The sequence below is a fragment of the Candidatus Nitronauta litoralis genome, from assembly GCA_015698285.1.
Taxonomy (GTDB): Bacteria; Nitrospinota; Nitrospinia; order Nitrospinales; family Nitrospinaceae; genus Nitronauta; species Nitronauta litoralis.
Window position 1 is genome coordinate 3480856 of record CP048685.1, and the last position, 18955, is coordinate 3499810.

Sequence of the window (18955 nt, forward strand, 5' to 3'; positions counted from 1 at the left end):
GGTCCTAACTACAAGCAGCACAAAGCCCAAATAAGTCGAGCTTATGCGAGGTCAATTTAAAGTTGTGGCGGCTCGCAACCTCTTCCTGAAGCTTTTCAATCATCGGATGCGTAAATTCGATGATCTTACCGCACTCAGTACAAATCATATGATCGTGATGGGAGTGCATGAACTTGTGCTCATACCGCTTTTGCCCATCACCAAAATCCAGTTCACTGGCCAATCCACTATGCGTTAACAAGCTAAGAGTTCTGTAAACTGTCGCCAAACCTATTTTAGGTTCCTTTTCAGTTACCAGTTTATACAGTTCTTCCGCACTAACGTGGTCTTCACTACCAAGGAATGCTTCCAGCACTGCCCGCCGCTGCTTGGTTATTTTGAGATTATGTTGAACAATGTAATCTTCCAGTACCTGTTGTTCGCGGCGCCCCATGAAACACCCTTTATTTAAAAAAGTAATAAAAAGAACTCAACCCGCTGGAGACTTTATCTTACATTCAATAATGCTTATTTTTTCACAAGTCTGCAAAAAGAAAAACTGAAATCTTTTCACAAAAAGACAAAAACCTACTGGGAAGAAACCTTTTGTAACAAGAACTCCGGAGGGTGGTTCGACTGTTCTCCGGTTTCCATGTTTTTTAGCTGGTAACTCTTATTCAATATTTCGTTTTCACCAAGGATTACAGCGAATCTGCAATTGGATTTATTGGCTTTTCGCAACTGGCTTTTCATGCTGCCATTTTCAAAATCACGAGTGACACTTAGCCCCCCATCTCTCAGGTTCTGCATCAATTTAAATCCTGCCTTTTCAGCCTGTTCTCCCAGCATCACTACAAACACATCCGGTCGGGACTGAATTTTTTGTATAGCCTCCTCAGGAAGTATGGAGACCAGCCGCTCTAATCCCATGGCAAATCCAAAACAGGGAGTTGAAGGGCCCTCGAACTCTTCCACAAGGCTATCATATCGCCCACCGCCACAAACAGCGTTTTGCGCACCCAGACCCTCCGCAGTCACCTCAAAGGTAGTCCGCCCATAGTAATCAAGCCCTCGCACCAGGCGATCGTTGATAATAAAATCCAGGTTGACTGACTTTAAATAGGCCTGAACCTGATTGAAATGGGCCAGGTCTTCCTCTATCAGGTTGTCTCGAATTTTAGGCAATGTGACAGCAACTTCACCACAGTTTTCATTTTTGCAATCCAGAACACGGAGGGGGTTCCGTTCATAACGCCCCTGACAATTTTCACAAAGTTTAGACAGGTTAGGCTTTATCGCTGCTTTCAATATCTCCCGGTAGCGGACACGCGATTCCCCAGACCCCAGCGTATTGAGGTTTAGTTGAAGTCCTTTTAATCCAAGCTCTTTGTAAAATTCCATCAGCATTGAAATCACTTCCGCATCCAGGGCAGGATTACCCGACCCCATAGCCTCAACACCTATCTGGTAAAACTGTCGGAAACGACCGGCTTGCGGGCGTTCATACCGGAACATCGGGCCAATATAATAGAGTTTGCTGAGTTGACCGGGTCCATACATCTTATGCTCTACAAATGAACGGACAACTGATGCGGTTCCTTCCGGTCTCAGGGTGAGGCTATCTCCTCCCTTGTCCTCAAATGTATACATCTCCTTTTCCACAATATCGGTGGTCTCGCCTATGCTGCGTTGGAAGAGACGTGTACTTTCAAAAATAGGGATGCGAATTTCCTTAAAACCGTAACGGGCAAAAGTTTTGTGGGCAATATTCTCTACCCATTGCCATTTTTCGATTTCCCCAGGCAGAATGTCTTTGACACCTTTAATACCATTAATCTTCACAAGAATTCCATTTCCATCGCTTTACTTTTTCAACATGGATTCGGCGAGCTCCACTTCGTTTGTGCTGCCTATAAAAAGTGGGGATTTTTGATGAACGTCTGTTGGAGTTTGACCTAGAATACGCTTAACTCCATCGGAAGCAGCCCCTCCCGCATTTGAAACCACAAACGCCAAGGGAGCCGCCTCAAATAAAAACCGGAGCTTACCTTCGGGATTTTTGGAATCTCCGGGATACATAAATATCCCTCCCTTCAGCAAAGTACGGTGAAAATCGGCGACAAGAGATCCAATATAGCGCAGCTTATATGGGCGATGGGTATCCGGGTCCTTTTCCTTTAAATAATCGACATACAGGCGTTGATTGGGGTCCCAGGTTTCCATGTTTCCTTCATTTATACTGTACCAGGAGCCCCGTTCAGGTATTTTTATATTGGGGTGCGACAGGAAAAATTCTCCTAAAGTAGGGTCGAGGGTAAACCCATGGACCCCTTTGCCTGAGGTATATATGAAGAGGGTGCTTGGCCCATAGATGATGTATCCGGCAGCCACCTGTTCGGAGGCTTTTTGAAGTAAATCTTCCTGAGTCACTTCATCGCCAGGAGATTTTTTACGATAAATGGAAAAAATGGTTCCGATACTGACATCCACATCCACGTTGGAGGAACCATCAAGAGGATCCATCATGAATATATATTTTCCAGCCTGGTCCTTGGGAATAATAATCGGCTCTTCCTGTTCCTCTGAAGTAATAGCGCAAACGGTTCCCGATTGGCCAACCAGGTTACAAAAAGTATTGTCCGCCAATTCATCCAGCTTCTGTACTTCTTCGCCATGGACATTTATTTTCCCCGTCAGGCCAAAAATACTCTCACCAATTCCAGCACCATTAACTTCCAAGGACACTATTTTGGCGGCAACCAGAATTTCATTCATCAAACCTGTGAAATTTCCTGTCGCGCCATCGGCCAGTTTTTCCTGGCTTCGAATAAATTGAACCAATGTGGTTTTTTCCATATACCTTCCTGCTCCACAATTTCAGAGATAGATCCAGAATTACCCAGTAAACCTATTTCAAGCTATGGCTGAGAACCCCAAACCCCTGCCTTCACAAACCGAATCTCCTTACAAAGGGAGACTTTAAGGGATTGAAACTCAAAACCCAGGCACTCTGGAAAGAAGCGAATTCTACCCTAATTGAGAAAGAACATCAAACCAAGGCTGGGTATATAGATTAATAATATAAACGAAGAAAATAATCTCAATGATTTTTATAATCTAGAAGAATTTTCAAGGTTTACTGAAACAGGCAATGTCACTTTGCATGAATATCAATCTTGATTTCATCAGGATACCGGGTGAATTTTATTTCCCTGGAAAAATGACTCTTCTTTTCCGAACCCAAGTGCTCTATAAACTCCCGCTTCCCGACCAATATTCGGGGTCTTGGAATGGCAAGGTCACTTGAAAAGTTGTAACCGCGAATTTCTACCACTACATCTATAGGTTTCTCATTCATTTTTTCAAGATCAAATCCAACCCGACACGGCTTTTGATCACAGTTCCACTCAATATTAGTAACTTTTGGAGGGGTAGGGGGTCTGAAATCAAAAGCAAAGGGAAGACAAAGAATGATTGCAACCGATAAAAGAAACCACTTAGAACCCTTCAATTTTTTCTTCATAAAACCAACGCTGCTAATTAAGACCAAGTTCAATGCAGACTCGATTAAAACATAATTTTTAAGTTTTAAGCTCTTATCAAGCAATTTGATTTAATCTTTACACTCAGACTTAACCTTAATAAATTAGAACTAATTATTTAAATTTAAATGGTTTTTAACCAAATCAGATAAAGCGATCCAAAGAAAATATTTTGCAGCATCTCCTGAACAAACCTACCAACAATTGAGACAAACCCTTCTGATAAACCAAAAGGTGGTTAATTTAAAAAGTCGCTGAAAAGATAAAATCCGCAAGCCCTAATGTTACGACGAGTTTTCAACTACAAAAATTTAAAACATAAAGCATTGAATGAAAAAAATTTATTTTCATTTCCACACAAATCACCACAAGACTTTTCATTTTGCCTTATATTTTTGTAGGGGAAACCGGGAGTGTATGAAATTGTAAACTTATGCATAAATATAACCAGCAATTTTTGTCTCTTTTATTGTTTTGACTTTTTTTCGTCTAAAAAAATTTCATTTTCCTTCATTAATTGATGGTTTTTCATGCATTTTAATTTTTATTTAAATTTTTCACGCAAAATAAAAACAATTGGCATATTAATTGCTCTGTAAACCTTTAATTGCTTGGAACGTTTTTTTAGATTAAATCAACGTTCATCCTTTCAGGAGAAAAAAATGGACATCTTAACCGGACTTTCATTCTCAATCCCCTTCAACTACGTTTTACTGATCACCGGAATCATGGCTCTGGCATTAATCTGGGGCAAACGCAAACTTGGCTTATTGGCCGTTGCAGGTATTTTTATTCTCTGGGCTATAGAAACTCATAGCGTAGGAGTTGTTAAATTTGTACAGGAAAGTTCCATAGGGATGTTGGCAGCCCTGTCTATCGTATTGAGTATGTCCGTACTGGTTTTTATGGTGTTCAAAGACCAGAGGAATTAAATCCCGAAATAAAAATGCCCTATCAAAGCTCTCACAACCCACGTTATGCCGGCCTTTTCTCCAGCAACATGCATATTATGGGGCGGTCATAAGCTTTCTTATTTTGGCAGTTCTCCATTACCTTCATGGACGAACACAAGAATTTTCATATCCTGCCCCATTCTGGATGAACCCATGGAATAACATCAAAGACAAATCCCAGAGCATACTGCTGAATAATTCTGATTTTTAGCAGACTCTATTTCCCTCCAGCCAGAAAAATTAATTCCTATCAATTACCACACCTCTTGGAATTTTTTCTCTAAACCTTGATAATGGGCTTTAGACTTTGGCCTAAAGTGTATACAACTATAAAAACCCCAAAAAATTCTTTGAACTCAGAAGGTTTCTCCACTTTGCCTACGCATCTTGACTCTTTTAAAGCGGTATTTTTCGATGTTGGGGGTACTTTACTGACCCCTCACCCCTCAGTGGGTCATATTTATCTGGAGCAGGCAATACCCTTTGGGTTTACCGGGTCAGCAGATGACCTTAATTTTCATTTCCGAAGAGCCTGGAAGGCCCTCGGAGGAATGGAATCTCTGGGCCAGAAAAAGGGTCTTGAGGTTGAACGCAGATATTGGCGGGATGTGGTTAAAAGGACTTTTGATGCCTGTGGAGGCGTGGATGATTTCGAAAACTGCTTTGAAAATATTTATGATGCCTTCAGGAGCCGCGACGCCTGGCGATTATATGAAGATGTTGTTGAATCCAGGTTGGTTGAACGCCTGAAAGACAAGGGAGTTGTTCTTGGCATCGTATCGAATTGGGACTCGCGCCTTAAGGAAATCCTCGACAACCTGGAGATCGGTCATCATTTTGACTTTGTACTGGCTTCAACCGTTATTGGGTCTGCCAAGCCCGACCCATTAATATTCGAAAAAGCCCTCCAACTGAGCGGAACCTCACCCGATCAGACTATCCACATTGGCGATGAGCCCTCTACCGACATCACCGGTGCCAGGAATCTCGGCATTGATGCCATCCTTATTGATCGAAAAAACCGTTACCCTGACTGTGACGCAAAAACCATCAGTTCTTTTATGGAGCTAGTTTAACCAAATATTTGCTGCGATTAATGTTTCTTCGATAACTATCCCAAACAAGCAAAACGTAAAAGGGCATGTATTCTACCCAGGGAATCCAGTGCACGTATTGCAGCATATCCTGATAGTCAAAGTAAAATTCCAGGTAATAAAGCCCCATCAACCCTGTCAACAACATCCATGCGCGACCAGGGAAAATACACATGAAGGGGACCACCCAGCTCAGGTACCAGGGGTTCTGCACCGGACTCAATAAAAATATCAACGCCATTATGATGAACAGGTGCCTGAGGCAATCCAGTGCGGGATGTTCGGTTTCTCCTTTTTCCATCGACGGTGCTTTTTTGATTAACAAAAAAGACCAGACAATAACCAGAATAACAGCGACGGTTCCCTTGGCCCATAGTGAGGGCTCGTCATATGAAAACCCGACGGGACCTCCAGGTGCAATTCCTGCAACATCTCGATAGAACCAGACCAGAATCGCAAATAAACTGTCGTTGCTTTGCCAATAGGTACTGAAAGATTTTAAACTTGAAAAAATCCGAAATCCAATATCCAGAAAGGGCAGGTAACAAATAAAAATAGTCCCCACGAAAACGAATGTACTGACCGCAAATTTAAAGTTTTCTCTGCCAAACCTGCGATACTGCTCTCTTAAAAAAAATGGAAACAAGACCACGGGATACAATTTCCCCAGTACACTAAAAGCCAGAAATATATTGGCTGTTAGAAATCGAGATTTCACGAGAAAATAAATCGCACCGCACAATAGACCAATTCCAATGATATCCAGGTGAGTCGAGTTAAATGTTTCCTTGATAATCAGGGGAGACCAGAAATAAATAATGACCAGTGTCTTCTTTTTAGCAAGGGCTCCCAGGGTCAATAAAATAAAACCAGCAGCCATCAGGTCGAAAGCAAGAAAACCGAGTCGCATGGCAACAATGCTGTCTGGTTTCATCTGATAAATGAGGCTGAATACGTACTGAGCCATGGGGGGATAAATTGTTGGAAGGGAGGGGTGGTTGATCCGTTCCATAAATACCAGTGAGGTTTCATTTTCCCATTTCAGAGTAGCCAACCGCTCCAAATTGCGTATGCTTTGTTCATCGTAGGTCGACTTGAACTTTGACGGTTCCCGAATCATGAACTGTTTAAAGTAGGTGACTTGATCTGGAGAAAATTTATAGGGATTTATTTGATTGCCAAAGGTCTTCCCGTCCCAAAGATAGCGATAGACGTCATCCTCCTGAATTTGCTGGGAAGGAATCAAAATTGCCCGGAAGGCAAGCCCTAATACAAAAATAACAATGAGTGATCGTGTATCGTCGCTGGCCTTCAGGGTCCAGTAAACTGAAAAAGAATAGATTACAAACAATCCCCAATAGAGGAGCAAGTATTCCAGGATCGGGCGACGTGAATAGCCTTCTCCCCAATTAAACTCCTTGGAAAGATATGTCATCCCCAGATAGAATAGGAGACTGAGGAACCCCGACATGAGTAACTTGATATGATAAGGACGCACCAACAACTCCGGATCAATGATTAAAAAAACTCTTTATCCTGCCATATTCCTGATCGTTTGGCATCTACTCGTTCTTTCGGCCAGCGCTCGGCTCATCCATCCCAAGCCAAATCAAACCCCGCCACCCACCCCGATGCGGGCTTCACTCTACTATCAAAAGGGTCATACTTATGTCAGTGGTCAATTAGGAAAAAAAGATTTTAAGAAAGCAGCAAAGTATTTCCGGATGTCGGCCCAGTTGGGATTTGCAAAAGGACAAAATGAGTATGGGGTTCTACTCCAGAATGGCTTCGGAGTTGAAAAGGATTTGGAAACTGCGGCCTTATGGTTTCGTCGAGCCGCAGAGCAAAAACTTGCAGCTGCCGAGTTTAATCTTGGACTAACCTACAGGATGGGACTTGGGGTCGAGGTTGACTACCAGGAAGCACTGTACTGGTTCAAAAGAGCCGCCGCCCAGGATTACAGCAAAGCCTACACATCTCTTGGGTTGATGTATGTGAATGGACAAGGGGTGTCCATCGACTATAAGAAAGCCTATGAGTATTATTTGATGGGGGCCAAGCTGGGTAACACCAGAGCCCAGTACTACGTCGGATCCATGTTACTCAGGGGCAAAGGCATCGATGCAAACTGGGAAGAAGCAATTAAGTGGTACAAAAAATCAGCCAGGGGAGGTTTTATTCGAGCCCAGAATACTCTGGGAAATATGTACCAGAATGGAAAAGGGGTCACCCGGGATTTCACTCAGGCTATCTCCTGGTTCCGACTTGCCGCTGAACAGGGAAACGTGCTGGCTCAGTTAAACCTGGGAATACACTATTATATGGGCTGGGGCACAGACAGGGACTGGGAAAAAGCAGGTCACTGGTTTGAGAAGTCGGCCAAGGGAGGAAACCGGAGGGCTCAGTATAATTTTGGAGTTTTATTACGTGATGGAAAAGGTATAGATAAAAGTTATAAGGAAGCCCTGAAATGGTTTTTAAAGGCCGGGGCCCAAGGGTATCCTCGGGCCAGCTTTCAACTGGGGATTTTTTACGAAAAAGGGTATGGCACAGAACCCAACCTTTATGAAGCCCGCTTCTGGTATGAAAAAGCACTTGAACAGGGCATTGAACAGGCAGAATCAGCTTTAAAAAACCTCGGTCAAAATATGCCCAGGGCCCCTTGAAGATACTCGATTATTTTTATCTTCCCGCTTTTTTAACACCAGCATCAATAAACAAAAACTCATTCCCACCAATACCAGACCTTCTATTACCGTCCACCAGGTGAGAAGACGCGCCAGGAAAACACCAAAACATTCACAATTCGGAAGTTCGAGACAACGCACTAATGTGATCGTCGAAAAAAGAGTGAATCCATTGTGCAACATGACCGATAAAAGGGCGGCCCGCATGAGTCGTTTTCCCTATATCAACCATTCAGCCAACCACAATTCAAACAGTATCAGAATTATAACTATCACCGGAAAGAACCAGTCAGGGGAAAAGCGATAGGTATTTAGGTGTTGAGGACTTCTACGAAACCCGGAACTTCCAATAATTTCCCGGTACCGGTTGCCAGCAGAATTAGTCCGATCAAGTATTTCAGAAAATACTTAAGGGTTGACCTGATAATTCACCGACCAGTCGTAGGGAATAAAGTCCACATTGAAGGATTCATCAATTGGATTTTTCCGAAAACGATTTGCATAGCTGATAAGGTTTTCTGATTCGTGCTCATTAACAAAATCGTCCTTATAAAAACCAAGGATTCTTGAAAAGAACACGGTTTTATTAGGAGTATCCACTCTTACATGTTTTTCAGAATTGAAAAATTCTCTGGCGTAAAAATCCAGTTGTTCATCAAGCTTTGCTGCTGTAATGGGAACCTGTGGAAGGCGGGGGCAGGACCGCACCATGCAATTTAAAACAAAATGAATGCGTGGTTCATTCAAGGGTCGTATTACATTATTTTCATAATTTGACAATGAAATAGAGCGCCCACCCACTTTGAAGGTAGTCAATTTAAAAAACCGGGCACGGTCATAAAGGCTGTCAAAATCTACCGGGAATTCCTTATGAATGACTCCGTACATCGCCATGGCATTATAGGAATTAATATAAAAAGCCAGGGCTTTTTGTCTGGCCAGATCACTGCCTCCAGGATTTTCAATTTTTGTACGTCCAATATAGGATAAGAAACGATGCAGGCTGTCAGGAGAGCCCGCAATCTTTTGAAAATCTATTTGCCCTTTGCTATTAACACCTCTTTGTAAAACATCAGCCCATGCTTGCTCTGCCTCACTATCTGTTACCTCTGTGGAATCGATAGCACCTGTAGATGGATGATACAACGGAACCGAACTACACCCGCTGATGAGAATAAGGCTGAGGATTCCAAACCAATTTAACAGTTTTTTTAATCTATAGTTTATCATCAGGTTTTTTGGATTTGTGAAGCTCCAGTTTTTCATTCAAATCCAGATACTCCTGCATGATGGCACTGAGGATGGCCAACCCTAAATGGACCTCAGGGCAGGGGAGCGCTGCCACCAGTCTCGATTATTTCCCTTACTGTTTCCAGAGGAGTTACCACAGAATGTAGAGTTTTTTTCTTCTAGAACAAACGGAAGCAATACAGCTTGCCGAATTTTGTCGGAAAGGAAGAGGGGACCTTCCAGGAAAAAAACAGGTTAAGCTACTACTGAATTTTTCATATAGCGTTTGATAAAAAATTCTTCGAAGACAGGGTTAACCTGCCTGTAGTTTTTTAGCGGCGCGTTTTCGATCATTTTCATCCAATAAACGCTTCCGGATACGTATCTGGGTTGGTGTGATTTCTGCAAGTTCATCCGCATTTAAAAATTCGAGAACCTGTTCCAGGCTCATACGTCGAGGGGGAGTCAGGGACACATGATCATCTGACCCGGAAGCACGAACATTGGTTAATTTCTTTTCGCGGGTGATATTCACAACCAGGTCATTGTCCTTTTTATTCTCACCAACAATCATACCTGTATATACTTCTTCCCCGGGATGAAGGAAAAGCACACCCCGGTCCTGCAGACTGTTAATTGAGTAGCCGGTTGTCGCCCCGGCATCCATGGCAATGAGCACGCCATTTCGTCTTCCACCAGAATGTTCAACAACAGGTATATATTTATTAAAACTGTGCTGAAGAGTCCCGGTCCCTTTTGTCAAAGTGAGAAATTCGGACTGAAACCCGAAAAGGCAACGTGTCGTGATCTCATATTCCAGGCGTGTGTGACCGTCTCCCATCGGTGTCATATTTTGAAGACGCCCCTTGCGGCCGCCGAGTGCTTCCATGACCTTCCCCGAGTATGTGTCTTCTACATCGATGACAACCGTTTCATCAGGTTCCAGTTTGACTCCGTCTATTTCCTTGAACAAAACCTGGGGACGTGAAACCGCAAACTCATAGCCTTCGCGTCGCATGGTTTCAATCAGAATACTGAGGTGCAATTCCCCTCTACCTGAAACCTTAAAGGTGTCACGGCGATCTGTCTCTTCTACAAGCATCGCGACATTGGATTTGGCTTCTCGCTCCAATCGGCTACGAATGTGATTTTGAGTGAGAAATTTTCCTTCTTTTCCAGCAAACGGTGAATCGTTAACAATAAAATGAATCGCCATTGTCGGTTCGTCCACTTCAATCGGTGGAAGCGCATCCGGTTGTTTTGAGCAGGCAATGGTTTCACCAATATTTATTTCTTTCATTCCTGCGATGGCAATAATATCACCAGAGCATGTTTCACTCAGTTCAACTCGTTGCATTCCGCTATAAGTAAATGCTTTAGCAGTTTTAAACGATTCTATTTCACCATTTGTTTTGATGCGGACAAGAGGGTCCTTAATATTGAAGTTTCCTCGCTCAACCTTTCCAACGGCAATGCGCCCCAGATAATCGTTGTAATCAATAGAGGTGACCAGCATTCGAAAGCGATCTTCCTCATTTACCTCCTGAGGGACAATTTTTTCGATAATGGTATCCAGCACCTGGGTCATATCCCCTGGCTCATCTTCAAGATTATGTCGACTTTGCCCAAGCTTGGCTGAAGTATAAAGAATTGGGAAATCCAGTTGATCATCAGAAGCGCCTAGATTCACCATCAGGTCAAAAACAAGATTTATCGCCCTCTCTGGGTCAGCTCCTGTACGATCTATTTTATTTACAACCAGAATCGGTTTCAGCCCCAATTCAAGTGATTTTTTAAGGACAAAGCGGGTTTGGGGCATTGGTCCTTCGGCGGCATCGACCAACAAAACAACACCATTTACCATATTGAGGACACGCTCTACTTCACCACCAAAATCGGCGTGCCCCGGGGTATCCACAATATTTATTTTGAAACCCTTGTAATGAATCGTCGCGTTTTTCGACAATATAGTAATGCCCCGTTCGCGTTCAAGGTCATTACTGTCCATGACGCAGTCCGGGTGAGCCTGGTTATCGCGGAATGCACCGCTTTGCTCCAGTAATCGGTCTATTAGGGTTGTTTTGCCGTGATCTACATGGGCAATAATGCCCACATTGCGTATGTGGTCAGGTTTCATTTCTTTTTGGTTTTAGGGGGAAATTCAAGTAAAAGGAGGATTTCCAAGTTCCAGGACTTACCTTCTAAGCACTTGTTTTAAATAACACTATACCTTAACTTAACTATGAACAATATTAAAAACTCATTGGACGAACATTCGATGCAGTTCTGGTTAAAAGAATTCTCAGATTACCTTAAAATTGAAAAAAGGTATTCACCGAACACGGTTTCCAGTTATGGCAGGGATGTCCTACGCTTTCTTGATGCCATGAAAGGCAAAAAGGTTCAAGATATTTCTCAACAGGATGTTCGCAATTATCTCCTGACCCTGAAAAATGAGGGTATTTCGACCCGATCTTCCGCAAGGGCTCTTTGCTCCATCAAGGCTTTTTTCCGCTATCTCGAAACAGGTGGCCACCTGGATTCTAACCCTGCGCAAATTCTGGAATCTCCAAAATTATGGAAAAAACTGCCAACGGTGCTTTCCATAACTGATATTGAATCTATTCTAAATGGTCCCGATGTCAATACCCCGCGGGGACTCCGGGACAAGGCAATGCTCGAGGTATTATACGCAACAGGGTTACGTGTCTCAGAACTGGTCCAGTTAAAAGTTTCCAATCTTAATCTTGAGGTTGGATTCCTTCGGACCTTTGGTAAGGGAAACAAGGAACGTATTATTCCCCTTGGAGACCAGGCCCAGCAGTTGCTCAAACAATACCTGGAAAGTGGTCGACCAAAGTTTTTGAAAGAATGTGAGCAAACTGGGGATCTTTTTCTGTCTAACAGGGGAAAGGGGATGTCCCGTCAGATGTTCTGGCAGATTATCCGTAAATATGCCCGGTCCGGCAATGTTCAGGGAGCCGTTTCTCCTCATTCAGTCAGGCATGCTTTTGCGACCCACCTGTTAGAGCGTGGGGCAGACTTGAGGAGTGTCCAGCAGATGCTTGGGCATTCAGACATATCCACTACCCAAATTTATACACATGTCTTAAAAGAGCGCATGAAAGATGTATTTGAGCAATTCCACCCGCGGGCCTGATTCAATCTAATTTGAAATTGCTTGACCCTCACCAGCCTTGTCGCTAGAATTTTTCCTTTCTAGCTCCTGATTTATTCTCACAAAGATAAAAACCCTGTACACTAAATTCCCCTAACTCAATCAAGGCTGGTTTTGACATTAAAAATTGAAATAGAATCAATTCCGGAAGATACAGGGCTGGAGTTCAACCAGACTCTTAAAAGGGACTCTTTGGAAATTGACCAGCCAGATTGCTGTTTGACCCGAGACATTGAGCTATCTGGCAAATTTAACAGGATAGGGCGCGAGGTATTTTTTCAGGGTCAGGTTGATACCGAAATCCAGTTTCTCTGCTCCCGGTGCCTCGAGAAATACGAAATACCCGTGAAAACTCCGGTGAATACCTGTTTCATGCCAGCCCCTGAAAACCAGCCACAGGAAGAACATGAACTGAGGGCATCGGATATAGAGCTTGAATATTACAGGGAAAATACGATAGACTTGGCCCAGCCCGTCTTTGATCAGATTCTATTGACCCAACCTTTAATTCCATTATGCGATCCCGATTGTCAGGGTTTATGCCCGCAATGCGGTATCAATCGCAATCTGGAATCGTGTCAATGTCAGAAGGGGCAGGATTTGGGGGACCCGAGGTTCGAGGTCCTGCAAAAATTAAAGGACAAATTAAAGTAAAAGAGGAATTCAATGCCAGTACCTAAAAAGCGAACATCACGATCCAGAAGGGGAAAACGTCGATCGCACGATTCCCTGAACATCCCGACTTTTTCAGAATGCCCACAATGCCACGAAATGACCAGGCCACACCGTGTCTGCCCTCACTGTGGATATTACAAAGGCAAGGAACGCGTCGAAATCGCAGCCTGAACTTAATTGATAAAGTCTAAAGGCCTATCCGTGTGTCCAACCAAAATTATTGGATTGCCCCGTGAGAAATAAGTTGGGGATGCTACCTGTATGAAAATCGTGGTCGATGGAATGGGCGGAGATCACGCTCCTGAAACAGCTGTGGAAGGGGCGGTGCTAGCTGCCCGCAAAAACAAGACCGGAATTATTATTACCGGAATAGAATCCGAAATAGCTGCAGAGCTAAAAAAGTATTCCGACGCAGACGACCTTCCTATTGAAATAAGGCACGCGGACGAAGTCGTTGACATGCACGACAGCCCCAGCAAGGTTGTCCGGGGTAAACGCAAATCTTCCATGAAGGTCGGCCTTGATCTGGTCAAGGAAGGTGAAGCCCAGGCTTTCGTCAGTGCTGGAAATACCGGCGCCGTATTAGCGTACTCTACCTTCATACTAAGACCCCTCAAGGGTGTGGACCGCCCGGCCATCGCCATCCTGCTACCCACTCTAAAAGGTTCTTCCATTCTCCTTGATGCCGGTGCCAACGTCGACTGTAAAGCCAACCAACTCTTCCAGTTTGCCCTGATGGGGCATGTTTATGCCAAATATGTTCTGGAGCAAACCAATCCAACAGTAGGGCTCCTGAGTATCGGGGAAGAAGACAGCAAAGGAAATGAAACCACCAAAGAAGTTTTTAAAATGCTGAAAAAAACTGATTTGAATTTCATCGGGAACCTTGAAGGTAAGGAAGTTTATCGCGGCAATGCCGATGTCATCGTTTGCGACGGATTCATTGGGAATATCGCCTTGAAAATTTCCGAGAGCCTGGCTGAGATGATTGGCACAAATCTTAAGGAAATGTTCTCAGCATCCATCGGTGGGAAACTGGGTTACCTTCTCCTCAAAGACAGGCTGACCGAATTCAAAAAAAAGGTCGATTACTCTGAAAAAGGCGGGGCTCCATTGCTTGGAGTTAACGGAGTGTGTATGATTGCCCACGGCAGTTCCAATGGGAAGGCAATAAAAAATGCCATTGCCCGGGCGAGTGAATTGATCGCTAAAGAAATCAATCTTCATATTTGTGAAGATATTGAAGGACACCTCGGTGACAAAGGTTCCTTGTGGAAACAAATCAAGCACATGGTTTCCGGTGAAGAACAAAACAATGTCGCCTCCCAGGAAATAAAAACAGAAGATCCACCCGCCAAAAAGAATGAATAAGGTTTTTTTCCCCTCTCTCGCATGAACATGCATATTCCCTACAAAGCAAGAATTGCAGGTACAGGCTCCTGCCTTCCGGACCGGGTTGTGACCAATCTTGATCTGGAGAAAACCCTGGACACCTCAGACCAGTGGATTCGTGAACGAACGGGGATAGCGGAGCGTCGAATTGCTGAAAAAGGCGAATCCAGTTCAACGCTTGGAGCAGAAGCAGCCAGACGGGCGCTGGCCCGTGCGGGGGTCAATGCAGAAGATATCGACATGATCATCGTCTGCACCTCAACACCAGATGTGATTTATCCATCAACAGCTTGCTTTGTTCAAAGGGAACTTGGAGCCAGTAAAGCCGCTGCTTTTGATATTTCGGCTGTCTGCTCTGGATTTGTTTTCGGTTTATCTGTTGCGGAGCAATATATAAAATCGGGAAGGTATGAAACCATTCTGGTCATTGGAGCGGAAGTAAACTCCCGTCTGATGGACTGGACCGACCGCTCTACCTGCATATTATTTGGTGATGGTGCAGGGGCGGTGGTCTTAAAACGAGAAGAGTCGGAAGAGCCCGTAGGCATCCTTTCCTCTCATATATACTCCGACGGCAATCGTGCCGAGATGTTGATTGTCCCGGGAGGGATTGGGCGGGAAACCATTTCCAAACAAGCCGTAGAAGACAAACTTTATACTCTGAAGATGGAAGGGCAGGCCACATTCAAAATTGCAGTAAAAAAAATGACCGCAGTTTCAATGGAGGCCTTGAGTCTGAATGGATTTAGTAAAGAGGATTTAACTGTGATGGTTCCGCACCAGGCGAACCGAAGGATCATTGATGCAGTAGCTGACAAGTTAAAAATGGATCCATCAAAAGTAATCGTTAATTTAAACAAACTGGGCAATACCGGAGGGGCATCCATCCCCATCGCCCTGAATCAGGCTGTAGAAAATAACCAGATAAAAAATGGAGATCTGGTTTTGTTAACCGTTCTGGGTGCCGGTTTGACATGGGGAGCAGCGTTAATCCGATGGTGAAAATTGCATTCTTATTTCCGGGACAAGGGTCCCAGTTCATTGGCATGGGCAAAGAGTTCTTTGACGACGATGCGGGGACGCGCGCCCTCTTTGAAGAAGCCTCGGAGGTCCTGGGTTTCAATATCGCAAACCTTTGTTTTAACGGTCCCGAGGAAGAACTGAAATTAACAGCCAACACCCAGCCTGCGCTTTTAATCCATAGTACAATAGCCTTGAAAAGGCTCAGGGAACATGGTATAGATTCGGTGTTGGCAGCAGGGCATAGCCTTGGAGAATTTTCCGCTTTAGTGTCTTCAGGTTGCCTCACCTTTGCCGATGCGGTTCATCTGGTTCGTCAGCGCGGTACCTTTATGCAGGAAGCGGTCCCGGTAGGAATTGGGGCCATGGCTGCAATTATTGGGTTGACTCTGGACAGGGTTCAGGAGCTGTGCGACCAGATCACAAGTCCTGAGAATATCGTTCAGCCCGCCAATCTGAACAGTCCCGAACAAATTGTCATTGCCGGCCATAAAGACGCTGTTGAAAAATTGTGTCAGGCAGCCAAGCCAGCAGGAGCCAAGCGTTCTGTTCTGTTACCTGTAAGCGCTCCGTTTCATAGTAGCTTGATGAAGCCCGCCGAGGTCCGGCTGAAGGAAGAACTGGACAAGACTGAGTTCCGCGATATGGAAGTTCCGGTAATCTCTAATGTAGATGCCACTCCAAAAACGCGTGGAGATGACGCAAGACAGGCTTTAGTTCAGCAGGTGTGCGCCCCGGTAAGATGGGTTGAAACCATGCAGGTCCTTGTTGACCAGGAAATTGAAGCCGTGATCGAAATCGGTTCAGGAAGAGTGCTCTCAGGGCTCATGAGACGTTTTAACTCCAATGTCCAGTGCTACCAGGTTGGAGACCCGGAGTCGTTACAAAATACGGTTTCAGAAATAAAAAAGGCTGACTGAGGTTGAAATAAATGGAATTGGAAGGCAAAATCGCGCTGGTTACAGGTGGAGCCAGAGGAATAGGGCAATGCATTGGAGAACAGTTAGCCGGGCAAGGGGCTCATGTTATCCTTGGTGATGTTGATCTTGATGGCGCCAAACAGGCCGCTGCCGGGATTATCTGCAAGGGTGGAAAAGCCAGTGGAGTAGAATTAAATGTCACCGATTCGGGACAACTGGCTGGTGTCTTTGATACTATTGTCAAGGAACACAAACCGCTGGACATTCTGGTTAATAATGCTGGAGTGACACGCGATGCACTATGCATGCGAATGAAGGAAGCAGACTGGGATCTGGTTCTCAATGTGAACCTGAAAGGAAGTTTTCTCTGTTCGCAACAGGCAGTAAAACAAATGTTCAAGCAAAGGTCCGGAGCAATCGTTAACATCGCCTCAATTGTCGGGATGATGGGTAACGCAGGACAGGCAAATTACTCGGCTTCTAAAGCGGGTTTAATGGGCCTCACCAAAACTCTGGCAAGGGAAGTCGCATCGCGAAATGTTCGGGTCAATGCGATCGCTCCCGGTTTTATAGATACGGATATGACCCGGCAACTAGACGAGAAGGTCCGGGAAATGCTGGTTCAGCAAATACCCCTGGCCAGTCTTGGACAGCCTCAGGATATCGCGGATTGCGTAGGCTTCTTGGTTTCCGACCGTGCTCGGTATATTACCGGCCAGGTGCTTGGCGTAAACGGTGGAATGTTGATGTAACCTCAATGGGAGTGCAACGACTATGTCGGTGGAACAACGTGTTAAAGAAATTATTGTTGACCAGTTGGGTGTGGATGAAAAACAGGTTAATGGAACAGCGTCCTTTATCGATGACCTGGGTGCGGATTCCCTCGACCAGGTAGAGTTGGTCATGGCGCTTGAAGAAGAATTCGATATCGAAATTCCGGATGAGGACGCTGAAAAAATAGCTAACGTCCAGAATGCGGTCGATTACATCAATAATCACACCAATTAATCCCCGTTACTTCTCACCCAAAGGAGTGGTATGACCCGTCGAGTCGTTGTGACCGGCTTGGGAATCATCTCGCCTCTTGGCATTGGACTTGATGCAAATTGGGATGCAGTTTGCTCCGGTAAATCCGGAATTGCACCCATCACTCGGTTCGATGTCACAGATTTTCCAGTCACCATAGCAGGAGAGGTGGAAGGGTTTGACCCTGAAACCTGGATCAACCATAAAGAGGTCAAGAAAATGGATACCTTTATCCATTATGCCTTGGCCTGCGCCATTATGGCGAAAGATGATTCCGGCTTCGAGATCACCGAAGAAAACGCTGAACGTGTTGGTGTTCTCATAGGAGTGGGGCTGGGTGGCCTTCCTGCAATTGAAAAGTATCACAAGGTCTATATGGATAAGGGACCACGTAAGATCACACCGTTCTTTATCCCAATGCTGATTGCCAACCTCGCTTCTGGGCAGGTCTCTATTCACCTGGGAGCCAAGGGACCCAATACCTGCGTCGTAACCGCTTGTGCAACGGGAACCCATTCTTTGGGAGAAGCCTATAAGTTTATACGCGACGGAGACGCCGACGTCATGTATGCAGGCGGTACGGAATCCGTTATCACTCCGCTTTGTGTAGCCGGATTCAATGCATCGAAGGCGTTATCCCAACGCAACGATGAGCCCCAGGCTGCCAGTCGACCGTTTGACAAGGATCGCGACGGCTTTGTGATCGGGGAGGGTAGTGGCGTGCTGATCCTTGAAGAATACGAACACGCAAAAAAACGTGGAGCGAAAATATACGGTGAAATTATCGGCTATGCCCTCAATGGAGATGCTTTTCATATCACCGCAACGTCACCAGGTGGTGAGGGTGCGGCGCGTTGCATGAATCTTGGCCTGAAAAGTGCCGGAATCAATCCCCAGCAAGTTGATTACATTAATGCTCACGGCACTTCCACCCAGGCGGATGCCACCGAGACTTCAGCAGTGAAAACCGTGTTTGGAGATCACGCCTCAAAACTGATGGTCAGTTCCACAAAATCAATGACAGGACATTTGCTTGGTGCTGCTGGAGGAGTCGAGGCGATTTACTCCCTGTTGGCACTCAAAAACGGGGTGATACCTCCAACCATCAATTACCAAACCCCGGATCCTGAATGTGATCTCGACTACGTTCCAAATGAAGCTCGTGAAGTCGATATTCAGGTCGCAATGTCCAACTCCTTCGGCTTTGGAGGCACCAACGGTGTTCTCCTCATGAAGAAATTCGATCAGTAATTCCCGCC

General features: G+C 44.9%; 19 protein-coding genes. 12 read left to right on the plus strand and 7 right to left on the minus strand.

What is annotated here, in order from left to right:
• Window positions 1–4: 4 nt before the first annotated feature.
• From G3M70_15885 to G3M70_15900, 4 genes are all read right to left on the minus strand, one after another.
• Window positions 5–433, minus strand: a complete 429-nt coding sequence (locus G3M70_15885) for a transcriptional repressor (protein QPJ63274.1) — start codon at window positions 431–433, stop codon at window positions 5–7.
• A gap of 134 nt (window positions 434–567) precedes the next feature.
• Window positions 568–1821, minus strand: coding sequence for a histidine--tRNA ligase (locus G3M70_15890; protein QPJ63275.1), 1254 nt, complete (start codon window positions 1819–1821; stop codon window positions 568–570).
• Between the two features lie 21 nt (window positions 1822–1842).
• On the minus strand, window positions 1843–2835 hold the full coding sequence (gene fbp, locus G3M70_15895) for a class 1 fructose-bisphosphatase (GenBank protein ID QPJ63276.1): 993 nt from the start codon (window positions 2833–2835) through the stop codon (window positions 1843–1845).
• 298 nt (window positions 2836–3133) lie between these two features.
• The gene (locus tag G3M70_15900; protein ID QPJ63277.1) at window positions 3134–3586 is read right to left on the minus strand and encodes a hypothetical protein; all 453 of its coding nucleotides are present in this window, start codon (window positions 3584–3586) and stop codon (window positions 3134–3136) included.
• A 597-nt stretch (window positions 3587–4183) separates the two neighbouring features.
• Between G3M70_15900 and G3M70_15905 the strand changes: the two genes are divergently transcribed.
• Both G3M70_15905 and G3M70_15910 read left to right on the plus strand, forming a co-directional pair.
• Window positions 4184–4453 carry a hypothetical protein gene (locus G3M70_15905; GenBank protein QPJ63278.1) on the plus strand — a complete coding sequence of 90 codons (270 nt, stop codon included), beginning with the start codon at window positions 4184–4186 and terminating at the stop codon, window positions 4451–4453.
• 314 nt (window positions 4454–4767) lie between these two features.
• The gene (locus G3M70_15910) at window positions 4768–5550 is read left to right on the plus strand and encodes an HAD-IA family hydrolase (protein ID QPJ63279.1); all 783 of its coding nucleotides are present in this window, start codon (window positions 4768–4770) and stop codon (window positions 5548–5550) included.
• Here the strand turns inward: G3M70_15910 and G3M70_15915 are convergent.
• Complete coding sequence (locus G3M70_15915) at window positions 5534–7066, minus strand: hypothetical protein (GenBank protein QPJ63280.1); 1533 nt, start codon at window positions 7064–7066, stop codon at window positions 5534–5536. The two genes, G3M70_15910 and G3M70_15915, sit on opposite strands and share 17 nt — an antisense overlap.
• 16 nt (window positions 7067–7082) lie before the next feature.
• On the opposite strand from G3M70_15915, the gene G3M70_15920 reads away from it, so the two are divergent.
• Window positions 7083–8234 (plus strand): SEL1-like repeat protein, encoded by a 1152-nt coding sequence (locus tag G3M70_15920; GenBank protein ID QPJ63281.1) that lies wholly within the window; start codon window positions 7083–7085, stop codon window positions 8232–8234.
• 429 nt (window positions 8235–8663) lie between these two features.
• Here the strand turns inward: G3M70_15920 and G3M70_15925 are convergent, their stop codons facing one another.
• Both G3M70_15925 and typA read right to left on the minus strand, forming a co-directional pair.
• Complete coding sequence (locus tag G3M70_15925; protein QPJ63282.1) at window positions 8664–9521, minus strand: DUF547 domain-containing protein; 858 nt, start codon at window positions 9519–9521, stop codon at window positions 8664–8666.
• A 277-nt stretch (window positions 9522–9798) separates the two neighbouring features.
• Window positions 9799–11622: a translational GTPase TypA gene (gene typA / locus G3M70_15930; GenBank protein QPJ63283.1), complete on the minus strand. Its 1824-nt coding sequence runs from the start codon at window positions 11620–11622 to the stop codon at window positions 9799–9801.
• A 141-nt stretch (window positions 11623–11763) separates the two neighbouring features.
• Between typA and xerD the strand changes: the two genes are divergently transcribed.
• The 9 genes from xerD (at window position 11764) to fabF (ending at window position 18947) form a co-directional block, all read left to right on the plus strand.
• Window positions 11764–12645, plus strand: coding sequence for a site-specific tyrosine recombinase XerD (gene xerD / locus G3M70_15935; protein ID QPJ63284.1), 882 nt, complete (start codon window positions 11764–11766; stop codon window positions 12643–12645).
• 132 nt (window positions 12646–12777) lie between these two features.
• Window positions 12778–13317, plus strand: a complete 540-nt coding sequence (locus G3M70_15940; GenBank protein QPJ63285.1) for a DUF177 domain-containing protein — start codon at window positions 12778–12780, stop codon at window positions 13315–13317.
• A 12-nt stretch (window positions 13318–13329) separates the two neighbouring features.
• Window positions 13330–13509: a 50S ribosomal protein L32 gene (gene rpmF / locus G3M70_15945; protein ID QPJ63286.1), complete on the plus strand. Its 180-nt coding sequence runs from the start codon at window positions 13330–13332 to the stop codon at window positions 13507–13509.
• Window positions 13510–13599: 90 nt separating this feature from the next.
• A complete protein-coding gene (gene plsX / locus G3M70_15950) occupies window positions 13600–14709 on the plus strand; it encodes a phosphate acyltransferase PlsX (GenBank protein ID QPJ63287.1) in 1110 nt (369 codons plus the stop codon).
• Window positions 14710–14736: 27 nt separating this feature from the next.
• Complete coding sequence (locus G3M70_15955; GenBank protein QPJ63288.1) at window positions 14737–15732, plus strand: ketoacyl-ACP synthase III; 996 nt, start codon at window positions 14737–14739, stop codon at window positions 15730–15732.
• Entirely contained in the window at window positions 15726–16670 is a 945-nt protein-coding gene (fabD, locus tag G3M70_15960; protein QPJ63289.1) for an ACP S-malonyltransferase, read from the plus strand. The genes G3M70_15955 and fabD overlap by 7 nt, the downstream gene beginning before the upstream one ends.
• An 11-nt stretch (window positions 16671–16681) precedes the next feature.
• On the plus strand, window positions 16682–17422 hold the full coding sequence (gene fabG, locus G3M70_15965; protein QPJ63290.1) for a 3-oxoacyl-[acyl-carrier-protein] reductase: 741 nt from the start codon (window positions 16682–16684) through the stop codon (window positions 17420–17422).
• Window positions 17423–17444: 22 nt separating this feature from the next.
• Complete coding sequence (gene acpP / locus G3M70_15970) at window positions 17445–17678, plus strand: acyl carrier protein (GenBank protein ID QPJ63291.1); 234 nt, start codon at window positions 17445–17447, stop codon at window positions 17676–17678.
• 30 nt (window positions 17679–17708) lie between these two features.
• Window positions 17709–18947, plus strand: coding sequence for a beta-ketoacyl-ACP synthase II (fabF, locus tag G3M70_15975; GenBank protein QPJ63292.1), 1239 nt, complete (start codon window positions 17709–17711; stop codon window positions 18945–18947).
• Window positions 18948–18955 lie beyond the last annotated feature (8 nt).